General features: G+C 61.0%; 17 protein-coding genes. 8 read left to right on the forward strand and 9 right to left on the reverse strand.

The window, feature by feature from the left end:
- Nucleotides 1-36: 36 nt before the first annotated feature.
- Nucleotides 37-303, reverse strand: a complete 267-nt coding sequence (locus PH558_RS19435; protein ID WP_113409016.1) for a BON domain-containing protein — start codon at nucleotides 301-303, stop codon at nucleotides 37-39.
- Between the two features lie 198 nt (nucleotides 304-501).
- On the opposite strand from PH558_RS19435, the gene dxr reads away from it, so the two are divergent.
- Together dxr and PH558_RS19445 are read left to right on the forward strand one after the other, a co-directional pair.
- Nucleotides 502-1,695, forward strand: coding sequence for a 1-deoxy-D-xylulose-5-phosphate reductoisomerase (gene dxr, locus PH558_RS19440; protein WP_285206087.1), 1,194 nt, complete (start codon nucleotides 502-504; stop codon nucleotides 1,693-1,695).
- 120 nt (nucleotides 1,696-1,815) lie between these two features.
- Nucleotides 1,816-2,445, forward strand: coding sequence for a LysE family translocator (locus PH558_RS19445; protein ID WP_113409018.1), 630 nt, complete (start codon nucleotides 1,816-1,818; stop codon nucleotides 2,443-2,445).
- Nucleotides 2,446-2,534: 89 nt separating this feature from the next.
- Here the strand turns inward: PH558_RS19445 and hemA are convergent, their stop codons facing one another.
- From hemA to PH558_RS19465, 4 genes are all read right to left on the reverse strand, one after another.
- A complete protein-coding gene (gene hemA / locus PH558_RS19450) occupies nucleotides 2,535-3,746 on the reverse strand; it encodes a 5-aminolevulinate synthase (RefSeq protein WP_069612971.1) in 1,212 nt (403 codons plus the stop codon).
- Between the two features lie 218 nt (nucleotides 3,747-3,964).
- Entirely contained in the window at nucleotides 3,965-4,759 is a 795-nt protein-coding gene (locus PH558_RS19455; RefSeq protein ID WP_113409019.1) for an FAD binding domain-containing protein, read from the reverse strand.
- Between the two features lie 20 nt (nucleotides 4,760-4,779).
- Nucleotides 4,780-7,125 carry a xanthine dehydrogenase family protein molybdopterin-binding subunit gene (locus PH558_RS19460; protein WP_285206088.1) on the reverse strand — a complete coding sequence of 782 codons (2,346 nt, stop codon included), beginning with the start codon at nucleotides 7,123-7,125 and terminating at the stop codon, nucleotides 4,780-4,782.
- Nucleotides 7,126-7,207: 82 nt separating this feature from the next.
- Nucleotides 7,208-7,696, reverse strand: coding sequence for a (2Fe-2S)-binding protein (locus PH558_RS19465; RefSeq protein WP_095436029.1), 489 nt, complete (start codon nucleotides 7,694-7,696; stop codon nucleotides 7,208-7,210).
- 297 nt (nucleotides 7,697-7,993) lie between these two features.
- On the opposite strand from PH558_RS19465, the gene PH558_RS19470 reads away from it, so the two are divergent.
- The 6 genes from PH558_RS19470 to PH558_RS19495 all read left to right on the forward strand — a co-directional run bounded on the left by PH558_RS19470 (nucleotide 7,994) and on the right by PH558_RS19495 (nucleotide 18,966).
- The gene (locus PH558_RS19470) at nucleotides 7,994-8,293 is read left to right on the forward strand and encodes a glycine zipper domain-containing protein (protein ID WP_069612891.1); all 300 of its coding nucleotides are present in this window, start codon (nucleotides 7,994-7,996) and stop codon (nucleotides 8,291-8,293) included.
- A 301-nt stretch (nucleotides 8,294-8,594) separates the two neighbouring features.
- Nucleotides 8,595-10,520 (forward strand): autotransporter assembly complex protein TamA, encoded by a 1,926-nt coding sequence (locus PH558_RS19475; RefSeq protein WP_113409020.1) that lies wholly within the window; start codon nucleotides 8,595-8,597, stop codon nucleotides 10,518-10,520.
- Between the two features lie 65 nt (nucleotides 10,521-10,585).
- Nucleotides 10,586-14,770 carry a translocation/assembly module TamB domain-containing protein gene (locus PH558_RS19480; protein WP_285206089.1) on the forward strand — a complete coding sequence of 1,395 codons (4,185 nt, stop codon included), beginning with the start codon at nucleotides 10,586-10,588 and terminating at the stop codon, nucleotides 14,768-14,770.
- Nucleotides 14,771-15,242: 472 nt separating this feature from the next.
- On the forward strand, nucleotides 15,243-16,178 hold the full coding sequence (gene rocF, locus PH558_RS19485) for an arginase (protein WP_113409035.1): 936 nt from the start codon (nucleotides 15,243-15,245) through the stop codon (nucleotides 16,176-16,178).
- 338 nt (nucleotides 16,179-16,516) lie between these two features.
- Entirely contained in the window at nucleotides 16,517-16,993 is a 477-nt protein-coding gene (locus PH558_RS19490; protein ID WP_095436032.1) for a chemotaxis protein CheW, read from the forward strand.
- A 299-nt stretch (nucleotides 16,994-17,292) separates the two neighbouring features.
- Nucleotides 17,293-18,966 carry a methyl-accepting chemotaxis protein gene (locus PH558_RS19495; RefSeq protein ID WP_285206090.1) on the forward strand — a complete coding sequence of 558 codons (1,674 nt, stop codon included), beginning with the start codon at nucleotides 17,293-17,295 and terminating at the stop codon, nucleotides 18,964-18,966.
- A 72-nt stretch (nucleotides 18,967-19,038) separates the two neighbouring features.
- Here PH558_RS19495 and PH558_RS19500 read toward each other — a convergent pair whose 3' ends face one another.
- From PH558_RS19500 to fdhF, 4 genes are all read right to left on the reverse strand, one after another.
- Nucleotides 19,039-20,700, reverse strand: a complete 1,662-nt coding sequence (locus PH558_RS19500; protein WP_285206091.1) for an OFA family MFS transporter — start codon at nucleotides 20,698-20,700, stop codon at nucleotides 19,039-19,041.
- Between the two features lie 106 nt (nucleotides 20,701-20,806).
- A complete protein-coding gene (locus tag PH558_RS19505) occupies nucleotides 20,807-21,073 on the reverse strand; it encodes a formate dehydrogenase subunit delta (protein ID WP_285206092.1) in 267 nt (88 codons plus the stop codon).
- Nucleotides 21,063-21,890 carry a formate dehydrogenase accessory sulfurtransferase FdhD gene (fdhD, locus tag PH558_RS19510; protein ID WP_285206093.1) on the reverse strand — a complete coding sequence of 276 codons (828 nt, stop codon included), beginning with the start codon at nucleotides 21,888-21,890 and terminating at the stop codon, nucleotides 21,063-21,065. Before fdhD ends, PH558_RS19505 begins: the two co-directional genes overlap by 11 nt.
- Before the next feature lie 186 nt (nucleotides 21,891-22,076).
- Nucleotides 22,077-24,956 carry a formate dehydrogenase subunit alpha gene (gene fdhF, locus PH558_RS19515; protein ID WP_285206094.1) on the reverse strand — a complete coding sequence of 960 codons (2,880 nt, stop codon included), beginning with the start codon at nucleotides 24,954-24,956 and terminating at the stop codon, nucleotides 22,077-22,079.
- Between the last annotated feature and the right edge of the window lie 3 nt (nucleotides 24,957-24,959).

The raw sequence follows: 24,959 nt of genomic DNA on the forward strand, positions 1-24,959 counted from the left end.
CGGGCACGGCGTGAACGCGAACTTAAAACGCACATATCACCCCACCGCAATCCTGTTCCTCACCAGCCGCACGCCAGGAATGGATTCCGCAACCGCGGTTGCCCGCGTCACCTCCTGATAGGTCGCGACCGAGCCGTGCAGGCGGATTTCCTGGCCTGCGGCAATCACGGTGACATCGGAAGCATCGATTCCGCCGGCAACGGCGAGCGCATTGGCAACGGCGGATTCCAGCGCCGAGCGCCTGGCCTGCTCGTTTTCCAGATAGAGCTCCATCCCGTGAAACGTTGCCGCCTTGAAAACCATTCGTGACCCTCCGCATTCGAGTGGTCGGAAAACGCAGCACTTTGCATTTGGTTCAATCGAGATTGAAAAAAATATGACTAATTCACACGGTCGCTTTTCGCGTGTACCGGCGGAGGAGCAGTTGCATGGCTCCGGACTTGCCGCTCCGGGCAATCCCCTGTAGAGCCATGGGGAACAGCAGCAAATGCGGATACCTGAATGAACACCGGCAGCACGGCGCGTCGTCGCCTGACGATATTGGGTTCGACCGGCTCCATCGGCCAGAATACGCTCGACGTCATCGCCCAGCTGGGCGGACGTGAGGCCTTCGATATCGCCGCCATCACCGGGCATGACAATATCGAGCTGCTGGCCAAGCAGGCCAAGGCCTGCGGCGCCGCCTTTGCCGTGACGGCCAATGAAGAGCGCTATCAGGAGCTGAAGGATGCGCTTGCAGGCACCGGCATTGCCGTCGGCGCCGGCAAGAATGCCTTGATCGAAGCCGCTTCCATGCCCTCGGACTGGACGATGGCGGCGATCGTCGGCACAGCCGGTCTTGCGCCGACGCTGGCAGCCGCGCGCCGCGGCGCCGATATCGCGCTTGCCAACAAGGAATGTCTCGTCTCCGCGGGCGATCTCTTCGTGCGCGCCGTTGCCGAAGGCGGTGGCCGGCTGATCCCGGTCGATAGCGAACACAGCGCCATTTTCCAGGCGCTGGAAGACGACCAGCAGCATGCCGTGGAGCGCATCATCCTGACCGCATCGGGCGGCCCCTTCCGCACCTGGACGCGCGAGCAAATGGCCAATGTCACGCCGGCAATCGCGCGTGCCCATCCCAACTGGTCGATGGGCTTCAAGATCTCGATCGGCAGCGCCTCCATGTTCAACAAGGCGCTTGAAATGATCGAGGCCAAGCACCTGTTCAATGTGCGCCCCGATCAGATCGAGGTCGTGGTCCACCCGCAATCCGTCATTCACTCGATGGTCGGCTATACAGACGGCTCCATTCTGGCGCAGCTCGGCTGTCCCGACATGCGCACCGCCATCGGCTATGCGCTGACCTATCCCGCCCGCACCAAGCTCAGCGTCGACCGGCTGGATTTCGCCAAGCTCGCGCGGCTGGATTTCGAGGCGCCGGATGAAGTGCGTTTCCCGGCCCTGCGCCTTGCCCGCACGGCCCTGGAGCGCGGCGGCCTGCAGGGCGCCGTCATGAACGCCGCCGAGGAGATCGCCTTCCACGCCTTCGTCGACGGCCGCATCGGCTTCCTCGAAATGGCCGATGTCGCCGAAGCCGTCATGGAGGAGATGATAGCAACCGGCAGCGCCGACAGCATGGATGCGGTCTTTGCCGCAGATGAGGAAGCGCGCGGCCGCGCCGCAGCACTCGTCGCCCAGCGGGAAAAGGCTGCGTAAGTATAATCTTACAATAGATCGCAACACTCCGCATTCGCTACGCAACCGCATATCTGGCGGTTGCCATTCCCGACAATGATGCTAGAGAGAAATTCCGGCTTCACTTTCAAGGGAATCACGATGCCGGACTTTTCCACGATCATTCTTTTTGCCGCCGCCGCGCTGGTGCTCACCGCCACGCCCGGTCCCGATATGCTTCTCATCGCCTCGCGCAGCGTCAGCCAAGGCCGCTCCGCCGGCTTCCTCACTTATGCCGGCATTGCACTCGGAACCTATTGCCACGCCATGGCGGCAGCCCTCGGACTGTCGCGGCTCTTCCTGACCGTGCCTGTCGCTTATGAGATCGTGCGTTGGGCAGGCTGCGCCTACCTGCTCTATCTGGCCGTAAAGACGCTCCGCTCGCAGGGTTCTGCGTTCGCGCCGTCGGCCGGGCTCAAGCGCCTTTCGGGTAAGCGCATCTTCGTCGAGGGCCTGGCGACCAATATTCTGAACCCGAAGATGGCTCTATTCGTGCTTGCGCTCTTCCCGCAATTCGTCGATCCCAGCGGCTCGATGATCCTGCAGATGGCCTTGCTCGCCACCATTCTCAACGGGATCGGCTTCCTGGTGAACGGCTCTGTCATCCTGCTTGGCAGCCACATCCGCGGTCGGTTCTCGGCGATCAAGCGCCTTCCGAAGCTGCCGCAATATCTGCTGGCAACGGTATTTACCGGCCTTGCCTGCCGCCTGGCTTTGGGAAGCCGCGGCTAACGCCGGCACAAACAATCATTGCGGAAATCGGCATCACACCGATATTTCGCAATGAAGCGCATTTTACTTTTTCAGGCGGAAGCCGTCTTTTACGCAACGGCCCTTGCGAGCGCACAGCGGGACCAGAGCGCGTGCAGCGCACCGACCAGCTGCTCGATATCGCCATCGGAATGCAGCGGCGTCGGCGTGATGCGCAAACGCTCGGTCTTTTTCGGCACAGTCGGATAGTTGATCGGTTGTACATAGACGCCGGCGTCCAGCAGCAGATCGGAAATCCACTTGCACTTGGCGGCATCGCCGACCATGACCGGCACGACGTGGCTCGGATTCGGCATGTGCGGAATACCGGCGGCATCGAGCTGCGCACGTAGCTTGCGTACGCGATCCTGATGGCGCATACGTTCGAACTGGCTGACCTTGAGGTGTTGGATCGAGGCGACGGCACCCGCAGCCAGAGCCGGCGGCAGCGAGGTCGTGAAGATGAAGCCCGACGCAAACGAGCGGATGAAATCGCAGAGCGCGGTGGAAGCGGCAATATAGCCGCCCATGACGCCGAATGCCTTGCCGAGCGTGCCTTCGATGACGGTCAGGCGATCCATCAATCCCTCGCGCTCGGCAATGCCGCCGCCGCGCGGGCCATACATGCCGACGGCATGTACTTCGTCGAGATAGGTCATCGCGCCATACTTGTCGGCGAGATCGCATATTTCCTTGATGGGGGCGATATCGCCATCCATGGAATAGACGCTCTCGAAAGCGATCAGCTTCGGCGCCTTGGGATCGGCAGCCTTCAGCTTGGCTTCCAGATCGTGCAGATCGTTATGCTTCCAGATGACCTTGTCGCATTTCGCATAGCGAATGCCCTCGATCATCGATGCATGGTTGAGCGCATCCGAGAAGATGATGAGGCCGGGAATGCGCGCGCCGAGCGTGCCGAGCGTCGCCCAGTTGGAGATATAGCCCGAGGTGAAGATCAGGGCGGATTCCTTGCCGTGGAGATCGGCGAGTTCCTGCTCGAGCAGAACATGGTAGTGGTTGGTGCCAGAAATATTCCGGGTGCCTCCCGCACCCGCGCCACAGTGATCGATCGCTTGCTTCATCGCCTCGATCACTTTCGGATGCTGGCCCATGCCGAGATAGTCGTTGGAGCACCAGACAGTCACTTCCTGCGGGCCGTTCGGGGTATGTCTGACAGCGCGGGGGAAATTGCCACGGCGGCGTTCGAGATCTGCGAAAACCCGATAACGGCCCTCATTGTGCAGGCCTTCCAGCTCGCCTTTAAAAAATGCTTCGAAATCCATCATATGCTCCAGTACCGTGCGACCGTTTTCGAGAATGCCGGTTCACACGTCAACCCCTCCGCATTGCTTTCGCGCCCACTGCGGCAAATGGCCCCTAATTTTGAACAATTCCAGACAAGAATAACCATTCACGTCAAATTGACAATCGAAACCATGCTGGAAACACTCTCTCCGGAGCGGAGGGTAAACCCTGCCGCTCCGGCTTGTTCATGGCGAATCTAGGCGGCGGCCACGGCGCGCTTGGCCATGACCTTGATCAGGTTGGCGCGATATTCCGCCGTGGCGTGCAGGTCTGACAGTAACGATGACGGATCGACCGTCACGCCCGTAACCGCGTCCGGCAGCCAGTTCGCCGCAAGCGCCTGCTCCAGTTCGGTATGGCGGAACACGCCATCCGCACCGGCACCGGTAATGGCAACGCGCACGCCCCCGGTCCCCTTGGCGACGAAGACCCCCGTCATCGCATAGCGTGAAGCCGGATTGGGGAATTTTGCGTAAGCTGCCCTTTCCGGTGCGTCGAAGGCGACGGAGGTGATGAGCTCCGCCCCTTCCAGTGCCGTTTCGAACAGACCCCGGAAGAAGTCGTCAGCCGCGATCTGCCGCCGGTCGGTAACGATGGTGGCATTCAGCGCCAGCATTGCCGAGGGATAATCCGCCGCCGGATCGTTGTTGGCGACGGACCCGCCGATTGTCCCCATGTGCCGGACGTGCGGATCGCCGATCATGCCGGCAAGGTCGCAAAGCGCCGGACAGACCGCACGGATCGCTGCCGAAGAGGCGACCTCCGCATGGGTGGTCGCCGCCCCGATCGTGACCCTGCGGCCATCGACGCGTATCCCCTTGATCGAAGGAATATGCCTGAGATCGACGAGATCGCTCGGCGATGCGAGACGCTGCTTCATGGTGGCGATCAGCGTCATGCCGCCGGAGACATACTTGCCTTCATCGGCATTCGACAGAAGCTTGACGGCTTCGTCGACCGAGGAGGCGCGATGGTAATTCGTTGCATACATTGTCCTATCCTCCTCTTGCCTCAGGCCGTGGCCTGCGCCGCTTCCCACACCTTGAGCGGGGTTGCCGGCATGGTCAGCCTATTGTTGCCGATCGCATCGGTGATGGCGTTGATCAGCGCCGGCGGCGAGCCTATGGCGCCAGCCTCGCCGCATCCCTTCACGCCCAGCGGATTGTTCGGGCAGGGCGTGTTCTGGTGCGAAAGCTGGAATGACGGCAGATCATCGGCGCGCGGCATGGTGTAATCCATGAAGCTCGCCGTCAGAAGCTGACCGCTCTCATCATAATGCACGCCCTCCAGCAATGCCTGACCGATGCCCTGCGCGATACCGCCATGCACCTGCCCCTCCACGATCATCGGATTGATGATGTTGCCGAAATCATCGGCCGCGACGAACTGCACGATCTCCGTCTTGCCGGTTTCCGGATCCACTTCCACCTCGCAGATGTAGCAGCCGGCCGGGAAGGTGAAGTTCGCCGGATCGTAGAAGGCGGTTTCCTTCAAGCCTGGCTCCATGCCGGCGGGCAGATTATGCGCGGTGTAGGACGCGAGCGCCACTTGGAACCAGGGCAGCGATTTATCCGTGCCCGCCACCTTCACTTCGCCGTTTTCGATGACGATATCGCTTTCGTCGGCCTCCATCAGATGCGCGGCGATCTTCTTCGCCTTCGCCTCCACCTTGTCGAGCGCCTTGACGACGGCGGACATGCCGACGGCGCCCGAGCGGGAACCATAGGTGCCCATGCCCATCTGCACCTTGTCGGTATCCCCATGGACGATGGAAACACTGTCGATCGGCACACCGAGGCGATCGGCGACCAATTGCGCGAAGGTGGTCTCATGCCCCTGCCCGTGACTGTGCGAACCGGTGAGCACTTCGATGGTCCCGACCGCATTCACCCGCACCTCGGCCGATTCCCACAAGCCAACGCCGGCACCGAGCGCGCCGACGGCCTGCGACGGCGCAAGGCCACAGGCCTCGATATAGCAGCTCATGCCAATGCCGCGCTTCATGCCGCGGGCGGCTGCCTCCGCCTTGCGCGAAGGAAAACCATCCCAATCCGCCTGCTGCATGGCGGCATTGAGCGAAGCTTCGTAGTCGCCGGCATCGTAGTTCATGATCACGGGCGTCTGGTGAGGGAAGGTGCGGACAAAATTGGTCCGCCGCAATTCCGCTGGCGAAACTCCGAGTTCGCGCGCCGCCGTCTCGACCGTACGCTCCAGAAGATAGGTCGCCTCCGGACGCCCTGCGCCGCGATAGGCATCGACCGGCACGGTGTTGGTATAGACCGTGCGGACATTGGCATGGATCGCCGGGATCGCATACTGGCCCGACAGCAGCGTCGCATAAAGATAAGTCGGCACGCACGAAGAGAAGAGCGACATATAGGCGCCGAGATTGGCGATCGTGTCGACCTTCAGCGCCGTGATGCGGTTTTGCGCATCGAAGGCCATCTTGACCTTGGAAACATGATCGCGGCCATGGGCGTCGGTGAGGAAGGCTTCCGTGCGGTCGGCCGTCCACTTCACAGGCACTCCGGTCTTCTTCGATGCCCAGAGGCAGACGATTTCTTCCGGATAGATATAGATCTTCGAGCCGAAACCGCCGCCGACATCAGGAGCGATGACACGCAGCTTGTTTTCCGGCGCGACATTGTAGAAAGCGCTCATGACGAGCCGGGCCACATGCGGGTTCTGGCTGGTCGTGTAGCAGGTATAATGGTCTTCGGCGGCATCATAAATGCCGAGCGTGGCGCGCGGCTCCATGGCATTCGGCGATAGACGGTTGTTATGCAGTTCGATTTCGGTGACATGTGCTGCCTCGGCGATCGCTTTGTCAGTCGCTGCCGCGTCGCCAAGCTCCCAGTCGAAAATCTGATTGTCCGGCGCTTCCGGATGGATCTGTGGCGCGCCGGCTTTCAGCGCATCCACCGCCTCGACGACGGCAGGCAGTTCCTCGTAGTCGACCGCTACGGCTTCGGCCGCATCGCGCGCCTCGCCAAGACTGTCGGCCACGACGATAGCGACGGCATCGCCGACATAGCGCACCGTATCGGCCGCCAGGGGACGCCAAGCACCCATCTTCATCGGCGACCCATCTTTGGAATGGATCATCCAGCCGCAGATCAGGTTGCCGATGCCGTCGGCCAGCAGCTGCTTGCCGTCGAGCACGCCGATCACGCCCGGCATGGAAAGAGCCGCCGATGCATCGATGCCCTTGATCTTCGCATGTGCATGCGGGCTGCGAACGAAATAGGCATATTTCATTCCCGGCGTCACCATGTCGTCGGTGTAGCGCCCCTTGCCCGTCAGAAATCGCTTGTCTTCCTTGCGCGCCGCGCGCGCGCCAATGCCTTCAACGCCCATCACATCCTCCATTGGGGTTCCGGGCCTGGCAATCCGCCAAGATCACAGCCCGGGCGTTTAGCCAGACGGTCTCGGTGAAACTCTATTCAGCCGCCTGTTTGGCGGCATTCATCTCGGCATTGGCCGCAAGCACTGCCTTGACGATGTTGTGATAGCCGGTGCATCGACAGATATTGCCTTCGAGCTCGCTGCGAACGGTCTTTTCGTCCAGCTTGCCGCCATGACGGTTGATCATGTCGACCGATGCCATCACCATGCCCGGCGTGCAGAAGCCGCATTGCAGGCCATGATGCTCCTTGAAGGAGGCCTGAACCGGATGCAGCTCGCCATTGGCGGCGAGACCCTCGATGGTTGTGATCTTGGAGCCGGAAGCCTGAACGGCCAGGATGGAACAGCTCTTCACCGACTTGCCATCCATGTGCACGACGCAGGCACCGCACTGGCTGGTGTCGCAGCCGACATGGGTTCCGGTCAGGCCGAGTTTTTCCCTGATGAAATGGACAAGCAGCGTGCGATCCTCGCACTCGCCGCTGACCGAACGGCCATTCACCGTCAAAGTCACTTTTGCCATATTTTCCTCCTCGCCTCTCCTCCAGAGGCAAAGAGCATCATTTGACTTTTTCGCAATCCAATCAACCTCTACTTTAGAGAGGAGGCTGATTTTATGCTCGCAAAGGACTGTTTTACTCTCCAGGCGCAAGGCCGCCTTTATTCAGCAATAAAAAAACTGACGTCCACCAATAGACAATCATATTTTGCACGATATTTTCTATCATTGCAGGACTGTAAAGACAGCCCATCGTGGTGGAGCTGAAGAATTGGGACGACGTTGGCCGGGGTTCGGCTTAACTAACGTTGGAGAGAGTAAATGAAGAAAGTTCTTATGCTCGCATTGGTCGGCTTGTCTATCGCAAGCTGCACGCCGACAGAACAGGGCGCTGGCATCGGCGCAGCATCCGGCGCGATCATCGGCGGCGCAGTCACCGGCAACGTCCGCGGCGCGGCAGTCGGCGCAGCGATCGGTGGCGTCTCCGGCGCCGTCATCGGCAGCGTTCAGGAACAGCCCGGCCAGTGCTACTACCGCGATCGTTACGGACGTCGCTACATCGATGATTGCCCGCGCGGCGGCTATCGCGGTGGTTATGGCGGCGGCTACGGCGGCTATTGATCAGTCTTTCATCGAATTTCGAAGGTCCCGGGCCACAAGCCCGGGATTTTTTATTCAGGCGGCAAGATCTTTGATGTCGCTCTCGCTGTCGAAGAATGGCTCCGACACGCCGTTTTTAGCTCGACAGAACAAGTGGAATCTCACCGTGAAACGCAGGCTTTTTTCCCGCAAGAGGTTATCTTTTCCCGGTTTTTGACTCCAAAACGGTACACCTGAGGGACTTTTGCCTCTATGGTGGCCGCGCGTTAACTCCCGGGAAACGTCAAACTGAGTAAGTTCTCATGTAACCGTAAAGCGGCGTATGCATAAAAGAACTGAACCGAGAAAGAGTATTGCGTATCGGCAGGCAGGAACCGTGGCAGCGGTTGCGGCAGTCCTGGCGCTCGGTCCGGTGTGCGCCCCAAATGCCTTTGCATTCAAACTCTTCGGCATCAAGCTCTGGGGTGAAGACGAAACGGCGGATCAGGTTTCCGATCCCGTCCGCTACACGGTGGATTTCAAGTCCGACAATCTCGACAAGGACCTCAAGGAAGCACTGAGCGATAGCTCGATGCTGATCTCCGACGAAAAGAAGCCGGTATCCGGCGACCTTGGTGTCGTCGTGAAGGCGCGCGACGATCGTGACCGGCTGATCGCAGCGCTTTACGAAAAGGCCCGTTACGGCGGGGTGGTTACGATCGCCATCAACGGCACGCCTCTCGACGCCTTGCCGCCGACGCCGACCTTCAGCCGCGCCAAGCCTGTTGCCGTCACGATCAGCGTCGATCCCGGCCCTGTCTTCAAACTGGGCAAGATCAACCTGCTCGGCGACGCTGCGCGGTTGAATCCGGCCGATTATGGCCTCGTGCGCGGCGGCGATGCCGGCTCGCTGACCATTCTGAAGGCGGGCGACAAAATGGTCGCCGACTTCAAGAACAAAGGTCATCCGCTCGCCAAGCTCGACAAGCGCGATGTTGTCGCCGATCATTCCACCAATACCGTTGATGTCTCGTTGAAGGTCGAAAGCGGCCCCGTCGCTCCCTTCGGCAATGTCGGCGTTACCGGCCAGAAATCGGTCGATCCGGATTTCATCAAGCGCTATGCTCGCATCAACGAAGGCAAGCCCTACTCGCCCGACGAGCTGAAGAAGGCATCGGACCGCTTGAGGAAGCTCGGCGTCTTTTCCAGCGTCACCATTCGCGAGGCCGACAAGCTGGCGCCGGATGGCAGCATCCCGACGACCATCGAGGTGTCGGAGGGCAAGCAGCGCTTCTTCGGTGTCGGCGCGCAATATTCCACCATCGACGGTTTCGGCCTGCAAGGCTATTGGGGACACCGCAACCTGACGGGACGCGCGGATTCGCTGCGCATCGAAGGGTCGGTATCACGCATCGGCGAGACCACGGATGTCGGCCAGCTCGACTACACCGCCGGCATTACCTATGTCCGGCCGGCTACCTTCTATCCTTCAGCGACCTTCACGGCCGGCCTCAAGATGCAGAGCCTGCATCCGGACGCCTACGACGCCAACACCGTGACGGCGAGCGGCGGCCTCGCCTATGAAATCAACGATCAGGACACTGTATCTGCTGGCGGCGAAGTGTCCTATGAATCCGATACCACCGACGCTTTCGGAAAACATAATTACCTGACGGTCGCGATCCCGCTCGAGTACGTCCGGGACACGCGCGACAACAAGCTGGATCCCACCGAAGGCTTTCGTGCTTCCATCAGTGCCAAGCCGAGCTATGAGGCAATGGGCGGCACGGTTTTCAGCTCCTTCGAGGGCTCGATCACCGGTTACAAGGGCATAGGCGCCAACAACAACGTGGTCTTCGCCGGCAAGCTTGCCGCGGGCTCGCTGCTGGGTGCAAACAGCATTGAGGACATTCCTGCCACCCGGCGTTTCTATGCCGGCGGCGGCGGCTCGGTGCGCGGCTACAGCTATCAGGAAATCTCGCCTTACAACTCCAACGGGGACGAAACGGGCGGACGTTCCTATGTGACCGCCTCCTTCGAAGCCCGCGTGAAGATCACCGATACGATCGGTATCGTACCTTTCGTCGATATGGGTAGCGTCACCGACAGCGTCTTGCCCGACGCGTCCGATCTGCGCATTGGCGCCGGCGTCGGCTTGCGCTACGCTACGCCCTTCGGTCCGATCAGGCTCGATGTCGCCGTGCCGTTGAAGAAATATGACAATGGCACATCTTATGGCATCTATGCCGGCATCGGTCAGGCCTTCTGATAAACCGCAGAGTTGTCGCAGGCCTTTCAGCACACAGTTACGAAATTGAGGCTACTGTCGCTTTCATGAGCATATTGATTCGAATTCTCGGGAAATTGGTGCGCTGGATCGCCTATGCGGTCGTGGCAATCCTTTTGCTCGTGATCGCGGCTGTGCTCGTCGTCGGCCTGGTACCCTCTGCAACAGGCTATGCCGTCGATCAGGTGGCAAAGCTCGCATCTACGCCGGATCGCACGATCGCCATCGCCGCGCCCTCAGGACTGCTGAACGGCAATCTGAGGGTCGGTTCGATCACTGTGTCCGACACGAAAGGGCCCTATGCCAAGGTGCAGAACCTTGCCATCGACTGGTCTCCCCTATCCTTGCTGACCGGCACCTTCCATGCCGATCGCGTCGAAGCCGATGTCGTCGATTTCGAACGGCTGCCGGTTTCGACGGTCGCCCCTGCACCGGCAACGCAGCCGGCAAGCTCCAGCGGTTTCTCCCTGCCCATCGCCATCGATATCGGCGCCATCGCCCTGCCTGATCTTCGCATCGGACAGGCCGTTGCCGGGCAGGACTTCATTCTCGCCGCCGACGGCAGCGTCAAGGCAAACAGCAGCAGTATGGGGCTGACACTCAATGCCTTCAGGCACGATGTGCCCGATGCCAAACTTTCCGCCGATATCGCCTTTGCTCCGGCCGACAACAAGCTGAAACTGAAGACGCAGATCTCCGAGCCGCGCGACGGTATGCTGGCGGGGCTGCTGCATCTGCCGGGCGGTCCGGCGGTCAATATCGATCTTTCCGGCGACGGCCCCCTTTCCAACTGGGCCGGCAAGCTGCAGGCAGCGCTCGACGGTAAGCCGACGGTCGCCATCACCGGCCACCACAGCCTCTCGGCCGACGGCCTGCACCACATCGACGTCAAAGGCGGCGGCGATGTCGATTCACTCCTGCCGCCGACCATGCGGGCGCTCTTTGCCGGCCAGACCACCATCGATCTCTCCGCAACCTTCGACGGCAAGGGCAAGATCGATATCCAGACCGGCAATCTCGCCACTGGCAGCGCCGTGCTTGCCGCATCGGGCACGCTCGATCCCGCCGGCAACAACAGCCTCAATGCCAATCTCATCGGCACCTCCGGCCCCGTCGATTTCCGCTGGCCTATGGAAAACGGCGAGGCCCGCGCTCTGATTTCACGGGTCGACATCGCGCTGACGGGTGCTGCCCAATCGGTGAAGATCGATGCCAAAGCCGCGCTCGACAGCGCCAGCACGCCACAGGGCAACATCGGACAGATCAATCTCAGCGCCCGAAGCGATGCCTTCAATCTCACCAGCATGTCCGGGCCGCTGCAGCTTCGCCTCGTCGTCGGTCAGACGGCTTTCGTCAGCCCCGACCTCAATCGTCTCATCCGCGCGCCGATTGCGTTGACTGCGCCACTGCAGCTCTCGCCCGATACGATCGGCTTCAACAATACGACATTGGAAAGCGCCAGCATCGGCGGCACCGTCAACGGCAAATATACGCTGTCGTCGAAGGCGCTGACGGGCAATTTCAAGCTCTTTGCCCTGCCTGGCGTGCTGCCGGATGGTGTCTCGGACAAGTTCGAAGGCACGATCTCACTGGAAGGTCAGGTCGCCGGCACGGTGCCGACCAAGCTGACGCTCTCCAATCTTGCGGTGAAATCCAATGTCGCGGAGATCAGCGGCAATGTCGCGCTCAACGACCAATCGCTGACATCGGATCTATCCGGCAAGGTGCTCGACCTTTCCAAGCTCGTCCCGAATGCGCAGGGACAGGCCGATATCGGTCTCAAAGCCAAGGGGCCGCTGAGCGCGCTCGGCATCGACGCGACCGTCAAGGCCGTCAACGTCAAACTGGCGGGACGGCTGCTCGATACGCTTGATATTAGCCTGACCGGTACCGCCGATCCCAAGGCCCCGCAGGCAAACATCCAGGCAAATGGAGCGATCGACGGCAAGCCGATCCGCATCGCCGCCGATGCCGTTTCAAAGGACGGCCGCACCAGCATCCCGTCACTGGCGGCCCAAATCGGAACCAACAAGCTGCAGGGCAAGCTAGATCTGTCGCCGAGCTTCGAGCCGACAGGTGCACTGACCTTCGACCTGCCGGATCTCAGCCTGCTGGCAGCCCTTGCCGGGCAGAAGGCCGAGGGTGACCTCAAGGGCTCGCTTGATATCGCCAGCGCCAACGACAAGATCGGCCTGAAGGTCAATGCCAATGGCAGCGGCATCCGCCGCGACGATCTCGTCATCAGCAAGCCGGCCGTGGTGCTTGTCGTCGATGATCTCAAGGTCTTCTCCGCCAATGGCAGCATCCGCGCCGATACGATCGCCTCCGGCGCCAACCGCATCGCCGATCTCAACCTGACCTTCACCCAGCAGGGCAGCCGCACGGATTTCGATCTGAAATCGGCCTATGACAACGCGCCGCTGACGACACACGGTAGCGTCGAGACGGCCGGCGGTCAGACGACGGTCAATCTCGATTCTTTTGCAGGCGCACCGCGCTCGATACCGGTGAAGCTCGCATCGCCGACGAAGATCGTCATCAGGGACGGCATCGCCTCGCTGAACGGCCTGACCCTTCAGACCGGTGGCGGTTCGGTGACCGTCGACGGCACAGCCGGGCAGGCCCTGAACATCAATGCGAAGATCGCCAATCTGCCGGCGAGCCTCGCCAACGTCTTTGCGCCGACGCTTGCGGCGGAGGGCGTGATTTCGGGCACGGTGGCGGTCACCGGCAAGGCCGCCTCGCCCGCCGTTGTCTTCCAGACCAACTGGTCGGGGGCGGCAACAAGCCAGACGAAATCCGCCGGCCTCGCACCGCTCGGCATCAAGGCCGACGGCAAATTCGCCGATAATGTCGTCACCATCAACACCAACCTGACCGGCCAGAGCGGCCTGGCGTTGAATGGCGGCGGCACCGTCGCCATTGCCGGCAACAAGGCGATGGCGCTGAAGTTTTCCGGCAATGTGCCTTTCGACGCCCTTGCCGGCCAGCTGGCCGCCCAGGGCCTGGTCATGACGGGTACGGCGAAAATCGACATGCAGATCGGCGGCACGACGGCGGCACCTGCCATTACCGGCTCGATTATCACCGACGGCGCCAAGCTGGTCGATGTTCGGCGAAACCTGACGCTCAACGGCCTTGCCGTCACTGTAACTCTCGATGGCAGGCAGGCCGTCATCTCGCGGCTGAGCGGCAATCTCACGAGCGGCGGCAGCATTTCCGGCAGCGGCACAGTTGGCATTACCCCGGATGGCGGCTTCCCCGCCGATATCCAGATGAAGTTCAACAATGCGACCTATGTCGACGGAACCCTCGTTACCGCAACCGTCAATGGCACGCTCGGCATCAAGGGACCGCTGATGACCGCGCCGATGCTGACGGGCAATCTTAGGATCAACAAAGCATCGATCACCGTGCCGCAGAAGCTGCCCGCCTCGCTGTCTGAGATCAACATCAAGCACAAGAATGCCCCGGCTGCGGTCAACGCCCAGTTCAAGGATCAGAAGCCGGAGGCGCCGCGCAGTAAATCGACCACGCTCGGCATCAATCTGCAACTCGAGGCACCCTCGCAGATTTTTGTGCGCGGCCGCGGCATCGATGCCGAACTCGGCGGCAACATCACGGTGCGCGGCACGGCAGCAGAACCAATCGTGTCCGGCGGCTTCACTATGCGGCGCGGGCGTCTGACCATCTTGAGCCGTCGGCTGGATTTCACCGATACCAGTAAGATCACCTTCGGTGGCGATCTGACGCCGGCGCTCAACATGGAAGCGACGTCGACGGCAGGCTCCACCACCATAACGGTCGATGTCACCGGCCTCGCGACCGACCCACAGATCGGCTTCTCGTCTTCACCGGCCCTGCCGCAGGATGAGGTGCTGGCGCAGCTGATCTTCGGCCAGTCCATGTCGAAGCTTTCGGCGATGCAGATCGCCCAGCTCGCCGATGCGGCAAGCCAGCTGGCCGGCGGACGCTCCACCTCGCTCTTCGAAGGCCTACGCAGCCATCTGGGCGTCGACGATCTCGACATCTCCACGGATGCGAACGGCCAGGCGCAGGTCGGCGCCGGCAAGTATTTGAACAAGCGCACCTATATCGAACTGCAGCAGGGCGCCTCCAACAACACCAAGGCGATCATCAACCTGAATGTCGGCCGCGGCGTAAAACTGCGCGGCGCGGCAGGCTCGGACGGTGCCGGCGAAGCCGGCATCGTCTACGAACATGAATATTAACGAGATCAGCCAACTTTCTGTCGAAGCCAACAGCGGCCACCTCGCCTTCGAGGCCTTGCCGCTCTCGCTGACGCTCGACGGTCAAAGCACCTCAGGGTGAGGCGGAGAGAATTTTGAGGAGCGCTCAAGAGATTAACCCTCGTGCTGAGACGTGTAGGCTCCTGAGCCCGTCGAAGGGCTGAAGCCTCGAAATACGAAGCATCACGTCGAACAAGGCGAGATCGCATTAAGATCGTCCACGTGCTTGTCATTCTGCGCAATCGGATTGATCAATCTGTCGAAACCCAGTCGATTTTGGACAATTTTCCATCTTTTTGCTGTCATCCAGACAATCGATAATGCGCGCCAACATAATTCAGACCGGTTCGGCTCTTCATGGATTCTCCGAACTGGTCTATCCCATTTTTCCTGCCGTCCCGGCAAAGCCGCTGCTGGCTCTTCCGGAAGAGCTCTAACCCTCGGAGCAATGCCGATGAATACGCAATCCACTCCCGTTACCCTGATCGGCGTTCCCCTGGAAGAAGGGTCCGGCCGCCGCGGCGCCGGCATGGGTCCGACGGCGCTTCGCATCGCCGGCATCGAAACCACACTGACCGAACTTGGCCATCGCGTCACGGATAGCGGCGACTTGCATCCTGTTCCGGCAGCGGATCTTCCGGACCATCCCCACGCTCACAATCTGAAGATTGTCGGCGCTTTCACGCGTGCGCTGGAAGCGAAGGTCTATGATGTCGCATCGTCTGGCGGCTTCCCGCTGATCCTCGGCGGCGATCACAGTCTCTCCATGGGCAGCGTCTCCGGCATGGCCCGCCATGCGGCGGAGGTCGGCCGTCCGCTCTTTGTGCTCTGGCTCGACGCTCACTCCGATTTCAATTCGCCCGCCACCTCGCCGTCAGGCAATATTCATGGCATGCCCGTCGCATTCTTCTGCGGCGAAGCCGAGATCGAAGGCGTTCTGCCGGCCGGCCGGCCATTGGTCGACCCGAACAAAGTCTTCCAGGTCGGCATCCGCTCCGTCGATCCGCACGAGCGCGAGGAAATCCGCGAACACGGCGTCAACGTCTTCGACATGCGCTCCCTCGACGAGCAGGGTGTCGCCGCCATCATGCGCAAGGTGCTCGATACCGTCAGCGAAGCCAACGGCCTGCTGCATGTCAGCTTCGATGTCGATTTCCTCGATCCGGATATCGCGCCGGGCGTCGGAACCACGGTGCCGGGCGGCGCGACCTATCGGGAAGCGCATCTCATCATGGAGATGCTCTCCGACAGCAATCTCGTCTCGTCGCTCGATCTCGTCGAGCTCAACCCGTTCCTCGATGATCGTGGCAAGAGCGCCCGCGTGCTGGTGGAAATGGCCGCAAGCCTCTTCGGCCGGCGCATCTTCGATCGACCGACCCGGGCCGCCTGAGGCGCTATCTGGCCGGCAGAGGAATCGAATACGCTTCGCCGTGGGCGAAACAGTCCTTACCGGGGCCACCCTCGTCCTTCGACAAGCTCAGGATGAGGGTGGAATGAGTTGCAATCCGGAGTAAGGGAGCCCTCATGGTGAGGAGGCCCAAAGGGCCGTCTCGAACCACGAGGGCGGGTGATCAGTCTCCCTCTACAACCTCCATACTTCCAGCATTGTGTTCTGCCAGCCAATACTATCGAAACCGCTTGTATAGGTTTAGGTTTAAGCAATCTTCTTCCTCTATCGTGCCAATAACGCGCCGCATCGGCGTCACGGGTTCAATGGGAAGAACGTTCATGGCCACGATCAATTCCACCAGCTTCAGCGGCGATACTCTGGAGATCATTGCCTTCCGGCTGCATGATCAGGAATTCTGCGTCAAGACCACCACGATCCGCGAAATCCGCGGCTGGGCGCCGTCGACGCCGATCCCGCACGCGCCCGCCGATGTCATCGGCGTCATGAACCTGCGCGGTTCGGTGATCCCGATCATCGACCTCGCCTACAAGCTCGGCATGCAGAGCACGGTTGCCAATGAGCGCAGCGCCATTGTCGTTGCCGAAGTCCATAACATGGTGATCGGCATGCTGGTCGACCGCGTCTCCGACATCCTGACGATCGCCTCCAGCCAGGTGCAACCGGTGCCGGAAGTGACCGCCTCCTTCGATCGCGCCTATTGCGAAGGCATCATCGCCACGGAGAACGGAATGATCTGCTTCCTGAACCTCGCCAAGATGTTCAAGGAAAACGAAACAGACGAACTTGCCGCTTAACTTCGCCGCATAGTCCTTTTTAAGAAACCGTCGCTCTCTTGCGGCGGTTTTTTATTATCGCATAATTTTAGTTAGTTATGTTTTATTTAAATTATAATTTCTAATGAGCTAATTTTTACTCAAAATTAAAGGAGGCAACTCCATCATCGATTGTGAAGCGAGGAAAGAAAATACAATCTCTACATTCCGACCATCCCTTGCGGAACGTCGTCTTTCGGCGTGCCGACGAGCGCGGCCGCCCGCTTCGAAGCCATTAATCGACGCCCGACAAAGGCGAGCTTTTCTAAGAGGGAATAGGAATGTTCAGTCTATCATCCGATGCCAGCCGCATTCTTTCCGCCGTTTCCAAATCGCAAGCCATCATTGAATTTGATCTCCAAGGTAAGATACTGACGGCAAACGAGAATTTCTGTCGCGCGCTGGGCTATGAGCTGAAGGAAATCGTCGGCAATCATCATCGGATGTTCTGTGATTCCTCCTATGTCACAACCCCTGCCTATCATGATTTCTGGGCGCGTCTCGGCCGCGGCGAATATGATGCCGGCACCTACAAGCGGCTCGGCAAGGACAATCGTGAAATCTGGATACAGGCCTCCTACAACCCCGTCTTCCGCAACGGAAAACCGGTGAAGGTCGTAAAATTCGCCACCGACGTCACGGAGGCCAAGAAGAAGGCGATTGATGATGCCGGCAAGCTTCAGGCACTCTCGCGCTCGCAGGCCGTCATCGAATTCCTGCCGACCGGTGAAATCCTGACCGCTAACGAGAACTTCTGCAGCGCCATGGGCTATGCGCTCAGCGAAATCGTCGGCAAGCATCACAGTATTTTCTGCGATCCGGCCTATGCCCGCACCGAGGAATACAAGCGCTTCTGGCAGCGCCTGGCGCAGGGCGAGTTCATCGCCAACGAATTCGTCCGCTACGGCAAAGGCGGCAAGGAAATCTGGATCCAGGCGGCCTATAACCCTATCGTCGACGCCGACGGCAGGGTCTACAAGGTCGTGAAATTCGCGACCGATGTCACCTCGCGCATGAGCGCCATCAGCGAGCTTGCCGGCGCACTCCGCAGCCTGTCGGAAGGCGACCTGACGAAGACGCTGGAGCGGTCCTTCGTGCCGTCCATGGAGCAACTTCGTCACGATTTCAACGCAACGATCGAGAGGCTTTCCGAGACGCTGACCACCGTCGGCCACAATGCCAGCGCCATTGCTGCCGGCTCGCGCGAGCTCGGCGATTCGGCCGAGGCTTTCTCAAGGCGCACCGAGCAGCAGGCTGCCTCAGTGGAAGAGACGGCCGCAGCCCTGGAAGAGATCACCACTACGGTCGCCGATTCCAGCCAGCGCGCAGAAGAAGCCGGGCGTCTCGTTGCCGAAACCAAACGCGGCGCCGAAGAATCCGGCACGGTGGTCCGCAACGCCGTCGCCGCTATGGATCAGATCGAGAAATCCTCGCGCGAGATCACCAACATTATCGGCGTCATCGACGACATCGCTTTCCAGACCAATCTGCTGGCGCTGAATGCCGGTGTCGAGGCTGCACGCGCTGGCGAGGCCGGCAAGGGCTTTGCTGTCGTCGCACAGGAAGTGCGCGAACTCGCTCAGCGTTCGGCCAGCGCCGCCAAGGAAATCAAGGCGCTGATCATGACATCGAGCCAGCACGTCAAGAATGGTGTCGGCCTGGTCGGTCAGACAGGCAAGGCACTCGAAGAGATCGTTACCCAGGTCGCCGATATCAACACCAACGTTGCCGCCATCGTGAAGGCTTCGAAGGAACAGACGATTGGCCTTCGGGAAATCAATTCGGCGATCAATTCGCTGGACCAGACCACTCAGCAGAACGCTGCGATGGTCGAAGAGAGCACCGCCGCAAGTCTCAGGCTCGCAAACGAAGCGGACACGCTGCACACGCTGCTTGCGCAATTCCGCCTGGCCGACTCGATGATCCGCGATATGGTGATGCGGCGCGCAGCCTGACCGCCAAACTTGCTGAAAAGCAGAAGGCCGTCCCGAACTTCGGGGCGGCCTCGTCGTCTTGCAGAGGATCGTTTAGCCAAACAATGCGTAGGTGCTCTTGATCGTCACCCATACGCCCCAGAGCAGTGGAATGCCGACGATCGCCCAGGCGATCAGCGCCTTGCCATCGAAACCGCCCGTGCCGATGTCGAAAGAGCCGGTGGGGCCGGCATTGGCGGCGGCGGTCTTTGCCTGCAGCGCCGCCACCTCTGCGTCCGACATGAACCACTTGTCGGCAAGCGGTCTCACCAGCGAATTGGCGATCAGGCCCAGGGCCAGCATGCCGGCGAGGATATACATGGTGAAGGTATAGAGCTGGGCGCCTTCCACGCCGGCCGCCTTCTGTGCCTCGCGGATATAGTTGACCACGACAGGACCGATGATGCCGGCCGTCGCCCAGGCCGTCAGCAGCCGGCCATGGATCGCGCCGACGAACTGCGTACCGAAGATATCGGCGAGATAGGCGGGGACCGTGGCGAAGCCGCCGCCATACATCGAGAGGATAATACAGAGCGCGCCGACGAACAGTACCTTGCTGTGGATGCCTGCCGCCCAGGGAGCCAGGACATAGAGCACAATGCCGATGACGAAGAAGCAATAGTAGGTGTTCTTGCGGCCGATCTTGTCGGAGAGCGATGCCCAGAAGAAGCGGCCGCCGATGTTGAAGAGCGACAGCAGCCCGGCAAAGCCGGCGGCGATTGCCGCAACGGTGGCAATCTGATCCTTGCTGAGGTCGGCAAATTTCACATCCGGCAGGCCGATCAATGCGCCGCCGAAGATCTCCTGGAGCATGGGCGAGGCCATGCCGATGACGCCGATACCGGCCGAGACGTTGAGGCAAAGAACCGCCCAGATCAGCCAGAACTGCGGGGTTTTATGGGCGTCGCGAAGATGCACATGCTTCGTGGTGATCATCGAGCTCTTGGCGGCGGGTGCCGTCCAGCCTTCCGGACGCCATCCGGCCGGCGGCAGGCGATAGCCGAAGGCGCCACCCATCATGAAGACGAAATAGATCGCCGCCATGACGATGAAAGTCTGCCAGACGCCGACCGAGCCATCGGTGCGAAAGTGGTTCATCAGCAGGCTCGCAAGCGGTGCCCCGATCATCGCGCCGCCGCCGAAACCCATGATCGCCATGCCGGTCGCCATGCCGCGCCGATCCGGAAACCATTTGATCAGTGTCGACACCGGCGAGATATAGCCGAGACCGAGACCGATACCGCCGATGACGCCGGCACCGATCCACATGATCCAGAGCTGATGGAAGATGACGCCGATCGCTGCGATCAGGATACCGCCGCACCAGCAGCAGGCAGCCACCACGCCGGCCTTGCGCGGCCCAACCTTCTCGAGCCACCCACCCCAGATGGCGGCGGAAGAGCCGAGCAGCACGAAGAAGAGCGTATAGATCCAGCCGAGATCGCTGACGCGCCAATCGCAACTCGTCGTGAACAGGGCGGTCAGAAGATTGAGGCTGGCGCATTCTGCAGGGGCTGGAGTCGAAGTGCCGAGCGCCTTGGAGAGCGGCAGCCAGAACACGCTGAAGCCATAGGCCATGCCGATGCAGAGATGAATCGCCAGCGCCGCCGGCGGCACGAGCCATCGGTTGAAGCCCGGCTTGGCGATGATTCGCTCGCGGTCGAGCAGACCCGCCGTTGTCGTACCTTGGGAAATATTGGTATCCGCAGCCGTCATGAACAACTCCTCCTTGTTTCGAAGACCGGCACCGATTCACTCGACAGCAATCGTATTTGTGGCTGGAGCCTCCACTCTCCATCCCAATGCACCATCAATGCTAGTATTAAGCCGACTTAACTTGCTCGACCGGCGCCGGCCTGTGGATCAGCGAGGCCGCCTCCAAGACCAAAGGGTTCAGCCCACCGTCGCCATGATCGATGATCGCGAAAAGCTGACGGCGCATGCGCGGCTCCCAGAATTTATTGATATGGGTGGCAACCCCCTGCACCGCTTCGTTTGCCGGCTGCGTCTTGAAGAAAGTGGCGATCTGGTTCGCCATGTAGATGAGCTTGGTTTCGGTCTTGCCGTGCGGCGTGTCGTCAGGCGACATCGGCGATGCTCCCCGTGATGATGCGATGCGGATGGGTGAAAACCTCGAAATCGTCGCCGCGCACCAGCGCCACCAGCGTCATGCCGGCCTCCTCGGCCGTACGGATGGCAAGCGCCGTCGGCGCGGAAATCGCTACAAGGACGGAACTGCCTACAATCGCCGCCTTCTGCACCATCTCGACGGAAAGGCGGCTGGTGACGGCCACCACGCCATCCGCGCCCTTATGGCCGGACCGAATGACCGCGCCGCAGAGCTTGTCGAGCGCATTGTGCCGCCCGACATCCTCGCGCACGGCAAGCAGACCCTCGGACGGGATATAGAAGCCAGCGCCATGTACGGCGTGAGTCTCGCGATGCAGCGGCTGGGCATCATTGAGGAGAGCGATGGCGCGAACGATGTCCTTTTGCGTGAGCTTTAAAGCAACCTTTGAAACGTCAGGCACCTTGCGCACCGCCTGCTCGATCGATTCGATGCCGCAGAGACCACAGCCGACGGGGCCTGCCATATGGCGGCGGCGCAATCGCAGGGCATCCGCAGCGTCATCGACCAGACTGATCTGCACATCGATCCCTTGCTCGTCCTCGATCGGCTCGATCGCAGCAATCTCACCCATATCGGTGATGATGCCCTCGGTGAGGCTGAAGCCGACGGCGAAATCCTCGATATCGGCGGGCGTCCCCATCATGACCGCGTGCGAGGTGCCGCCATAAGAAAAGGCGATCGGCACTTCTTCGGGAACGATACGCGTACCCGAGCGGACCAAACCATTGCGGCGGGCGGTTTCGGGAACGGTGGTGGTGGGTGTGAATTTAGTCATTATCCGGTCTCCCCTTCTCCCCTCGGGGAGAAGGCGGCGCGAAGCGTCGGATGAGGGGGGCGAAGAGCGACGGCTCCGAGCGTCCTGAGCGCGAGCGAAGGCCCATTCTTCCCGTGCGGAAAGACCCCCTCATCCGCCCTGCAGGCACCTTCTCCCCAAGGGGAGAAGGAGAAGGCATCCTCAAACTCACTCCGCTGCCTCCATCTTCCCAACGATCCGCCGCGACTGCCGGGCCTGTTCGTCATACTCGACCTGCCATTGCGACGGACCGTTCGATGGCGAGACCTGCACGGCCGTCACCTTATATTCCGGGCAGTTCGTCGCCCAGTCGGTATAATCGGTGGTGATGACGTTCGCCTGCGTATCCGGATGATGGAAGGTCGTGTAGACGACGCCGGGCGCAACGCGATCGGTGATCAGCGCGCGAAGCGTCGTGTCGCCGGAGCGGCTGCTGAGCCGGATCCAGTCGCCCTCACGGATGCCGCGCTGCTCGGCATCGTGCGGATGGATCTCCAGGCGATCCTCGGCGTGCCAGACGACATTCTCGGTACGCCGCGTCTGGGCGCCGACGTTGTACTGGCTGAGGATACGCCCGGTCGTCAGCAGCAGCGGGAAACGCGGACCGGTGCGCTCGTCGGTCGGGACATATTCGGTGCGGATGAACTTGCCCTTGCCGCGCACGAAGCCGTCGACATGCATGATCGGCGAGCCGAGCGGCGTCTTTTCGTTGCAGGGCCACTGCACGGAGCCCATCTTCTCGAGATAGTCGTAGGAAACGAGCGCGAAGCTCGGCGTCGCTGCGGCGATCTCGTCCATGATCTCGGACGGGTGCGTGTAGTTCCAGCCGAGACCCATGGCCTGCGCCATCTTCTGCGTCACTTCCCAGTCGGCATAGCCGTTGCGCGGGGTCATGACCTTGCGCACGCGATTGATGCGGCGCTCGGCATTGGTGAAGGTGCCGTCCTTTTCGAGGAAGGTCGAGCCGGGCAGGAAGACATGCGCGTAGTTGGCCGTCTCGTTCAGGAAGAGGTCGTGGACGACGACGCATTCCATCGCGGCAAGGCCGGCGGCGACATGCTTTGTATCCGGATCGGACTGGAGAATGTCCTCGCCCTGAATGTAGATGCCCTTGAAGGTGCCTTCGACGGCGGCATCCAGCATGTTTGGGATGCGCAGGCCGGGCTCGTTGTTGAGCTTCACGCCCCAGAGCTTTTCGAAGATATCGCGGGTCGCATCGTCGGAGATGTGGCGATAGCCCGGCAGCTCGTGCGGGAAGGAGCCCATGTCACAGGAGCCCTGCACATTGTTCTGTCCGCGCAGCGGGTTCACGCCGACACCCGGACGGCCGATATTGCCCGTCACCATGGCAAGATTGGCAATCGCCATGACCGTGGTCGAACCCTGGCTGTGCTCGGTAACACCGAGGCCGTAATAGATCGCACCGTTGCCGCCCTTGGCAAAGAGACGAGCGGCTCCGCGGACGAGTTCGGCAGAAACGCCGGTATATTTCTCCGTTTCCTCCGGGCTATGCTGCGGCTCGGAAACGAAGGCGGCCCAATCCTCGAATTCGGACCAGTCGCAGCGTTCCCGGATGAATTTCTCGTCGAACAGGCCTTCGGTGACGATCACATGGGCGAGCGCGGTCAGCATGGCGACATTGGTGCCCGGCTTCAGCGGCAGGTGATAGCTGGCTTCGACATGCGGTGTGCGCACCAGATCGATGCGGCGCGGATCGATGACGATGAGCTTGGCGCCCTGGCGCAACCGCTTCTTCAGGCGCGAACCGAAGACCGGATGACCGTCCGTCGGGTTGGCGCCGATGACGATGACGACATCGGAATGCTCGACGCTGTCGAAATTCTGCGTACCGGCCGAGGTGCCGAAGGCCTGGCCGAGGCCGTAGCCTGTGGGAGAATGGCAGACCCGGGCGCAGGTATCGACATTGTTGTTGCCGAAGCCGGCTCGCACCAGCTTCTGCACCAGATAGGTTTCCTCGTTGGTGCAGCGTGATGAGGTGATGCCGCCGATGGAATCGCGGCCATACTGATATTGCAGCCGCTTGAACTCGGTGGCGATATGGGCAAAGGCCTCATCCCAGGTCACTTCGCGCCAAGGATCGGTCACCTTCTCGCGGACCATCGGGTTGAGGATGCGGTCCTTGTGGGTCGAATAGCCATAGGCGAAGCGGCCCTTGACGCAGGAATGGCCGCGATTGGCCTGGCCGTCCTTCCAGGGCACCATGCGCACCAGTTCCTCGCCGCGCATTTCCGCCTTGAACGAGCAGCCGACGCCGCAATAGGCGCAGGTGGTGACGACCGAATGCTCCGGCTGACCGATCGATATGACGGATTTTTCCGTCAGTGTCGCCGTCGGGCAGGCCTGCACGCAGGCGCCGCAGGAAACGCACTCGCTGTCGATGAAACTCTCATGCATGCCGGGCGAGACGCGCGAGCCGAAGCCGCGGCCCTCGATGGTCAGCGCAAACGTGCCCTGCACTTCCTCGCAGGCCCGCACGCAGCGCGAACAGACGATGCACTTCGAAGGATCATAGGTGAAATAAGGGTTCGACTCGTCCTTCGGCATCCATTTCAGATTGATGTCGCCGTTGTTGCGCGCCTTGACGTGGTTGTCGCCCTCATAGCCGTAGCGCACGTCGCGCAGGCCGACGGCGCCTGCCATGTCCTGCAGCTCGCAATCACCGTTGGCGGCGCAGGTCAGACAGTCGAGCGGATGGTCGGAAATATAGAGCTCCATCACGCCGCGGCGGATATCCTTCAGCCGGCCCGTCTGCGTGTGAACGACGAGGCCTGGTGCCACAGGCGTCGTGCATGAGGCCGGGGTACCGTTGCGGCCCTCGATCTCGACGAGACAGAGGCGGCAGGAGCCGAAGGCATCGACCATATCGGTGGCGCAGAGCTTCGGCACCTGAATGCCGGCTTCCATCGAGGCGCGCATGATCGACGTACCCTCGGGCACCGTGATCTGGCGCCCATCAATGGTCAGCGTCACCATGGTTTCGGAGGTCAAGGCCGGCGTGCCGTAATCGATTTCTGGAACGAGGGACATGGA

The organism is Rhizobium pantanalense (assembly GCF_030182525.1).
Taxonomy (GTDB): Bacteria; Pseudomonadota; Alphaproteobacteria; order Rhizobiales; family Rhizobiaceae; genus Rhizobium.

Excerpts from the sequence above, each read along its gene's own strand:
- rocF (WP_113409035.1), top strand. The coding sequence starts at position 15,243 with ATGAATACGCAATCCACTCCCGTTACCCTGATCGGCGTTCCCCTGGAA.
- PH558_RS19470 (WP_069612891.1), top strand. The coding sequence starts at position 7,994 with ATGAAGAAAGTTCTTATGCTCGCATTGGTCGGCTTGTCTATCGCAAGC.
- PH558_RS19495 (WP_285206090.1), top strand. The coding sequence starts at position 17,293 with ATGTTCAGTCTATCATCCGATGCCAGCCGCATTCTTTCCGCCGTTTCC.
- fdhD (WP_285206093.1), bottom strand. The coding sequence starts at position 21,890 with ATGACTAAATTCACACCCACCACCACCGTTCCCGAAACCGCCCGCCGC.
- PH558_RS19490 (WP_095436032.1), top strand. The coding sequence starts at position 16,517 with ATGGCCACGATCAATTCCACCAGCTTCAGCGGCGATACTCTGGAGATC.
- PH558_RS19465 (WP_095436029.1), bottom strand. The coding sequence starts at position 7,696 with ATGGCAAAAGTGACTTTGACGGTGAATGGCCGTTCGGTCAGCGGCGAG.
- PH558_RS19500 (WP_285206091.1), bottom strand. The coding sequence starts at position 20,700 with ATGACGGCTGCGGATACCAATATTTCCCAAGGTACGACAACGGCGGGT.
- PH558_RS19480 (WP_285206089.1), top strand. The coding sequence starts at position 10,586 with ATGAGCATATTGATTCGAATTCTCGGGAAATTGGTGCGCTGGATCGCC.
- hemA (WP_069612971.1), bottom strand. The coding sequence starts at position 3,746 with ATGGATTTCGAAGCATTTTTTAAAGGCGAGCTGGAAGGCCTGCACAAT.
- fdhF (WP_285206094.1), bottom strand. The coding sequence starts at position 24,956 with ATGTCCCTCGTTCCAGAAATCGATTACGGCACGCCGGCCTTGACCTCC.
- PH558_RS19505 (WP_285206092.1), bottom strand. The coding sequence starts at position 21,073 with ATGTCGCCTGACGACACGCCGCACGGCAAGACCGAAACCAAGCTCATC.
- PH558_RS19475 (WP_113409020.1), top strand. The coding sequence starts at position 8,595 with ATGCATAAAAGAACTGAACCGAGAAAGAGTATTGCGTATCGGCAGGCA.
- PH558_RS19445 (WP_113409018.1), top strand. The coding sequence starts at position 1,816 with ATGCCGGACTTTTCCACGATCATTCTTTTTGCCGCCGCCGCGCTGGTG.
- PH558_RS19435 (WP_113409016.1), bottom strand. The coding sequence starts at position 303 with ATGGTTTTCAAGGCGGCAACGTTTCACGGGATGGAGCTCTATCTGGAA.
- PH558_RS19455 (WP_113409019.1), bottom strand. The coding sequence starts at position 4,759 with ATGTATGCAACGAATTACCATCGCGCCTCCTCGGTCGACGAAGCCGTC.
- dxr (WP_285206087.1), top strand. The coding sequence starts at position 502 with ATGAACACCGGCAGCACGGCGCGTCGTCGCCTGACGATATTGGGTTCG.
- PH558_RS19460 (WP_285206088.1), bottom strand. The coding sequence starts at position 7,125 with ATGGGCGTTGAAGGCATTGGCGCGCGCGCGGCGCGCAAGGAAGACAAG.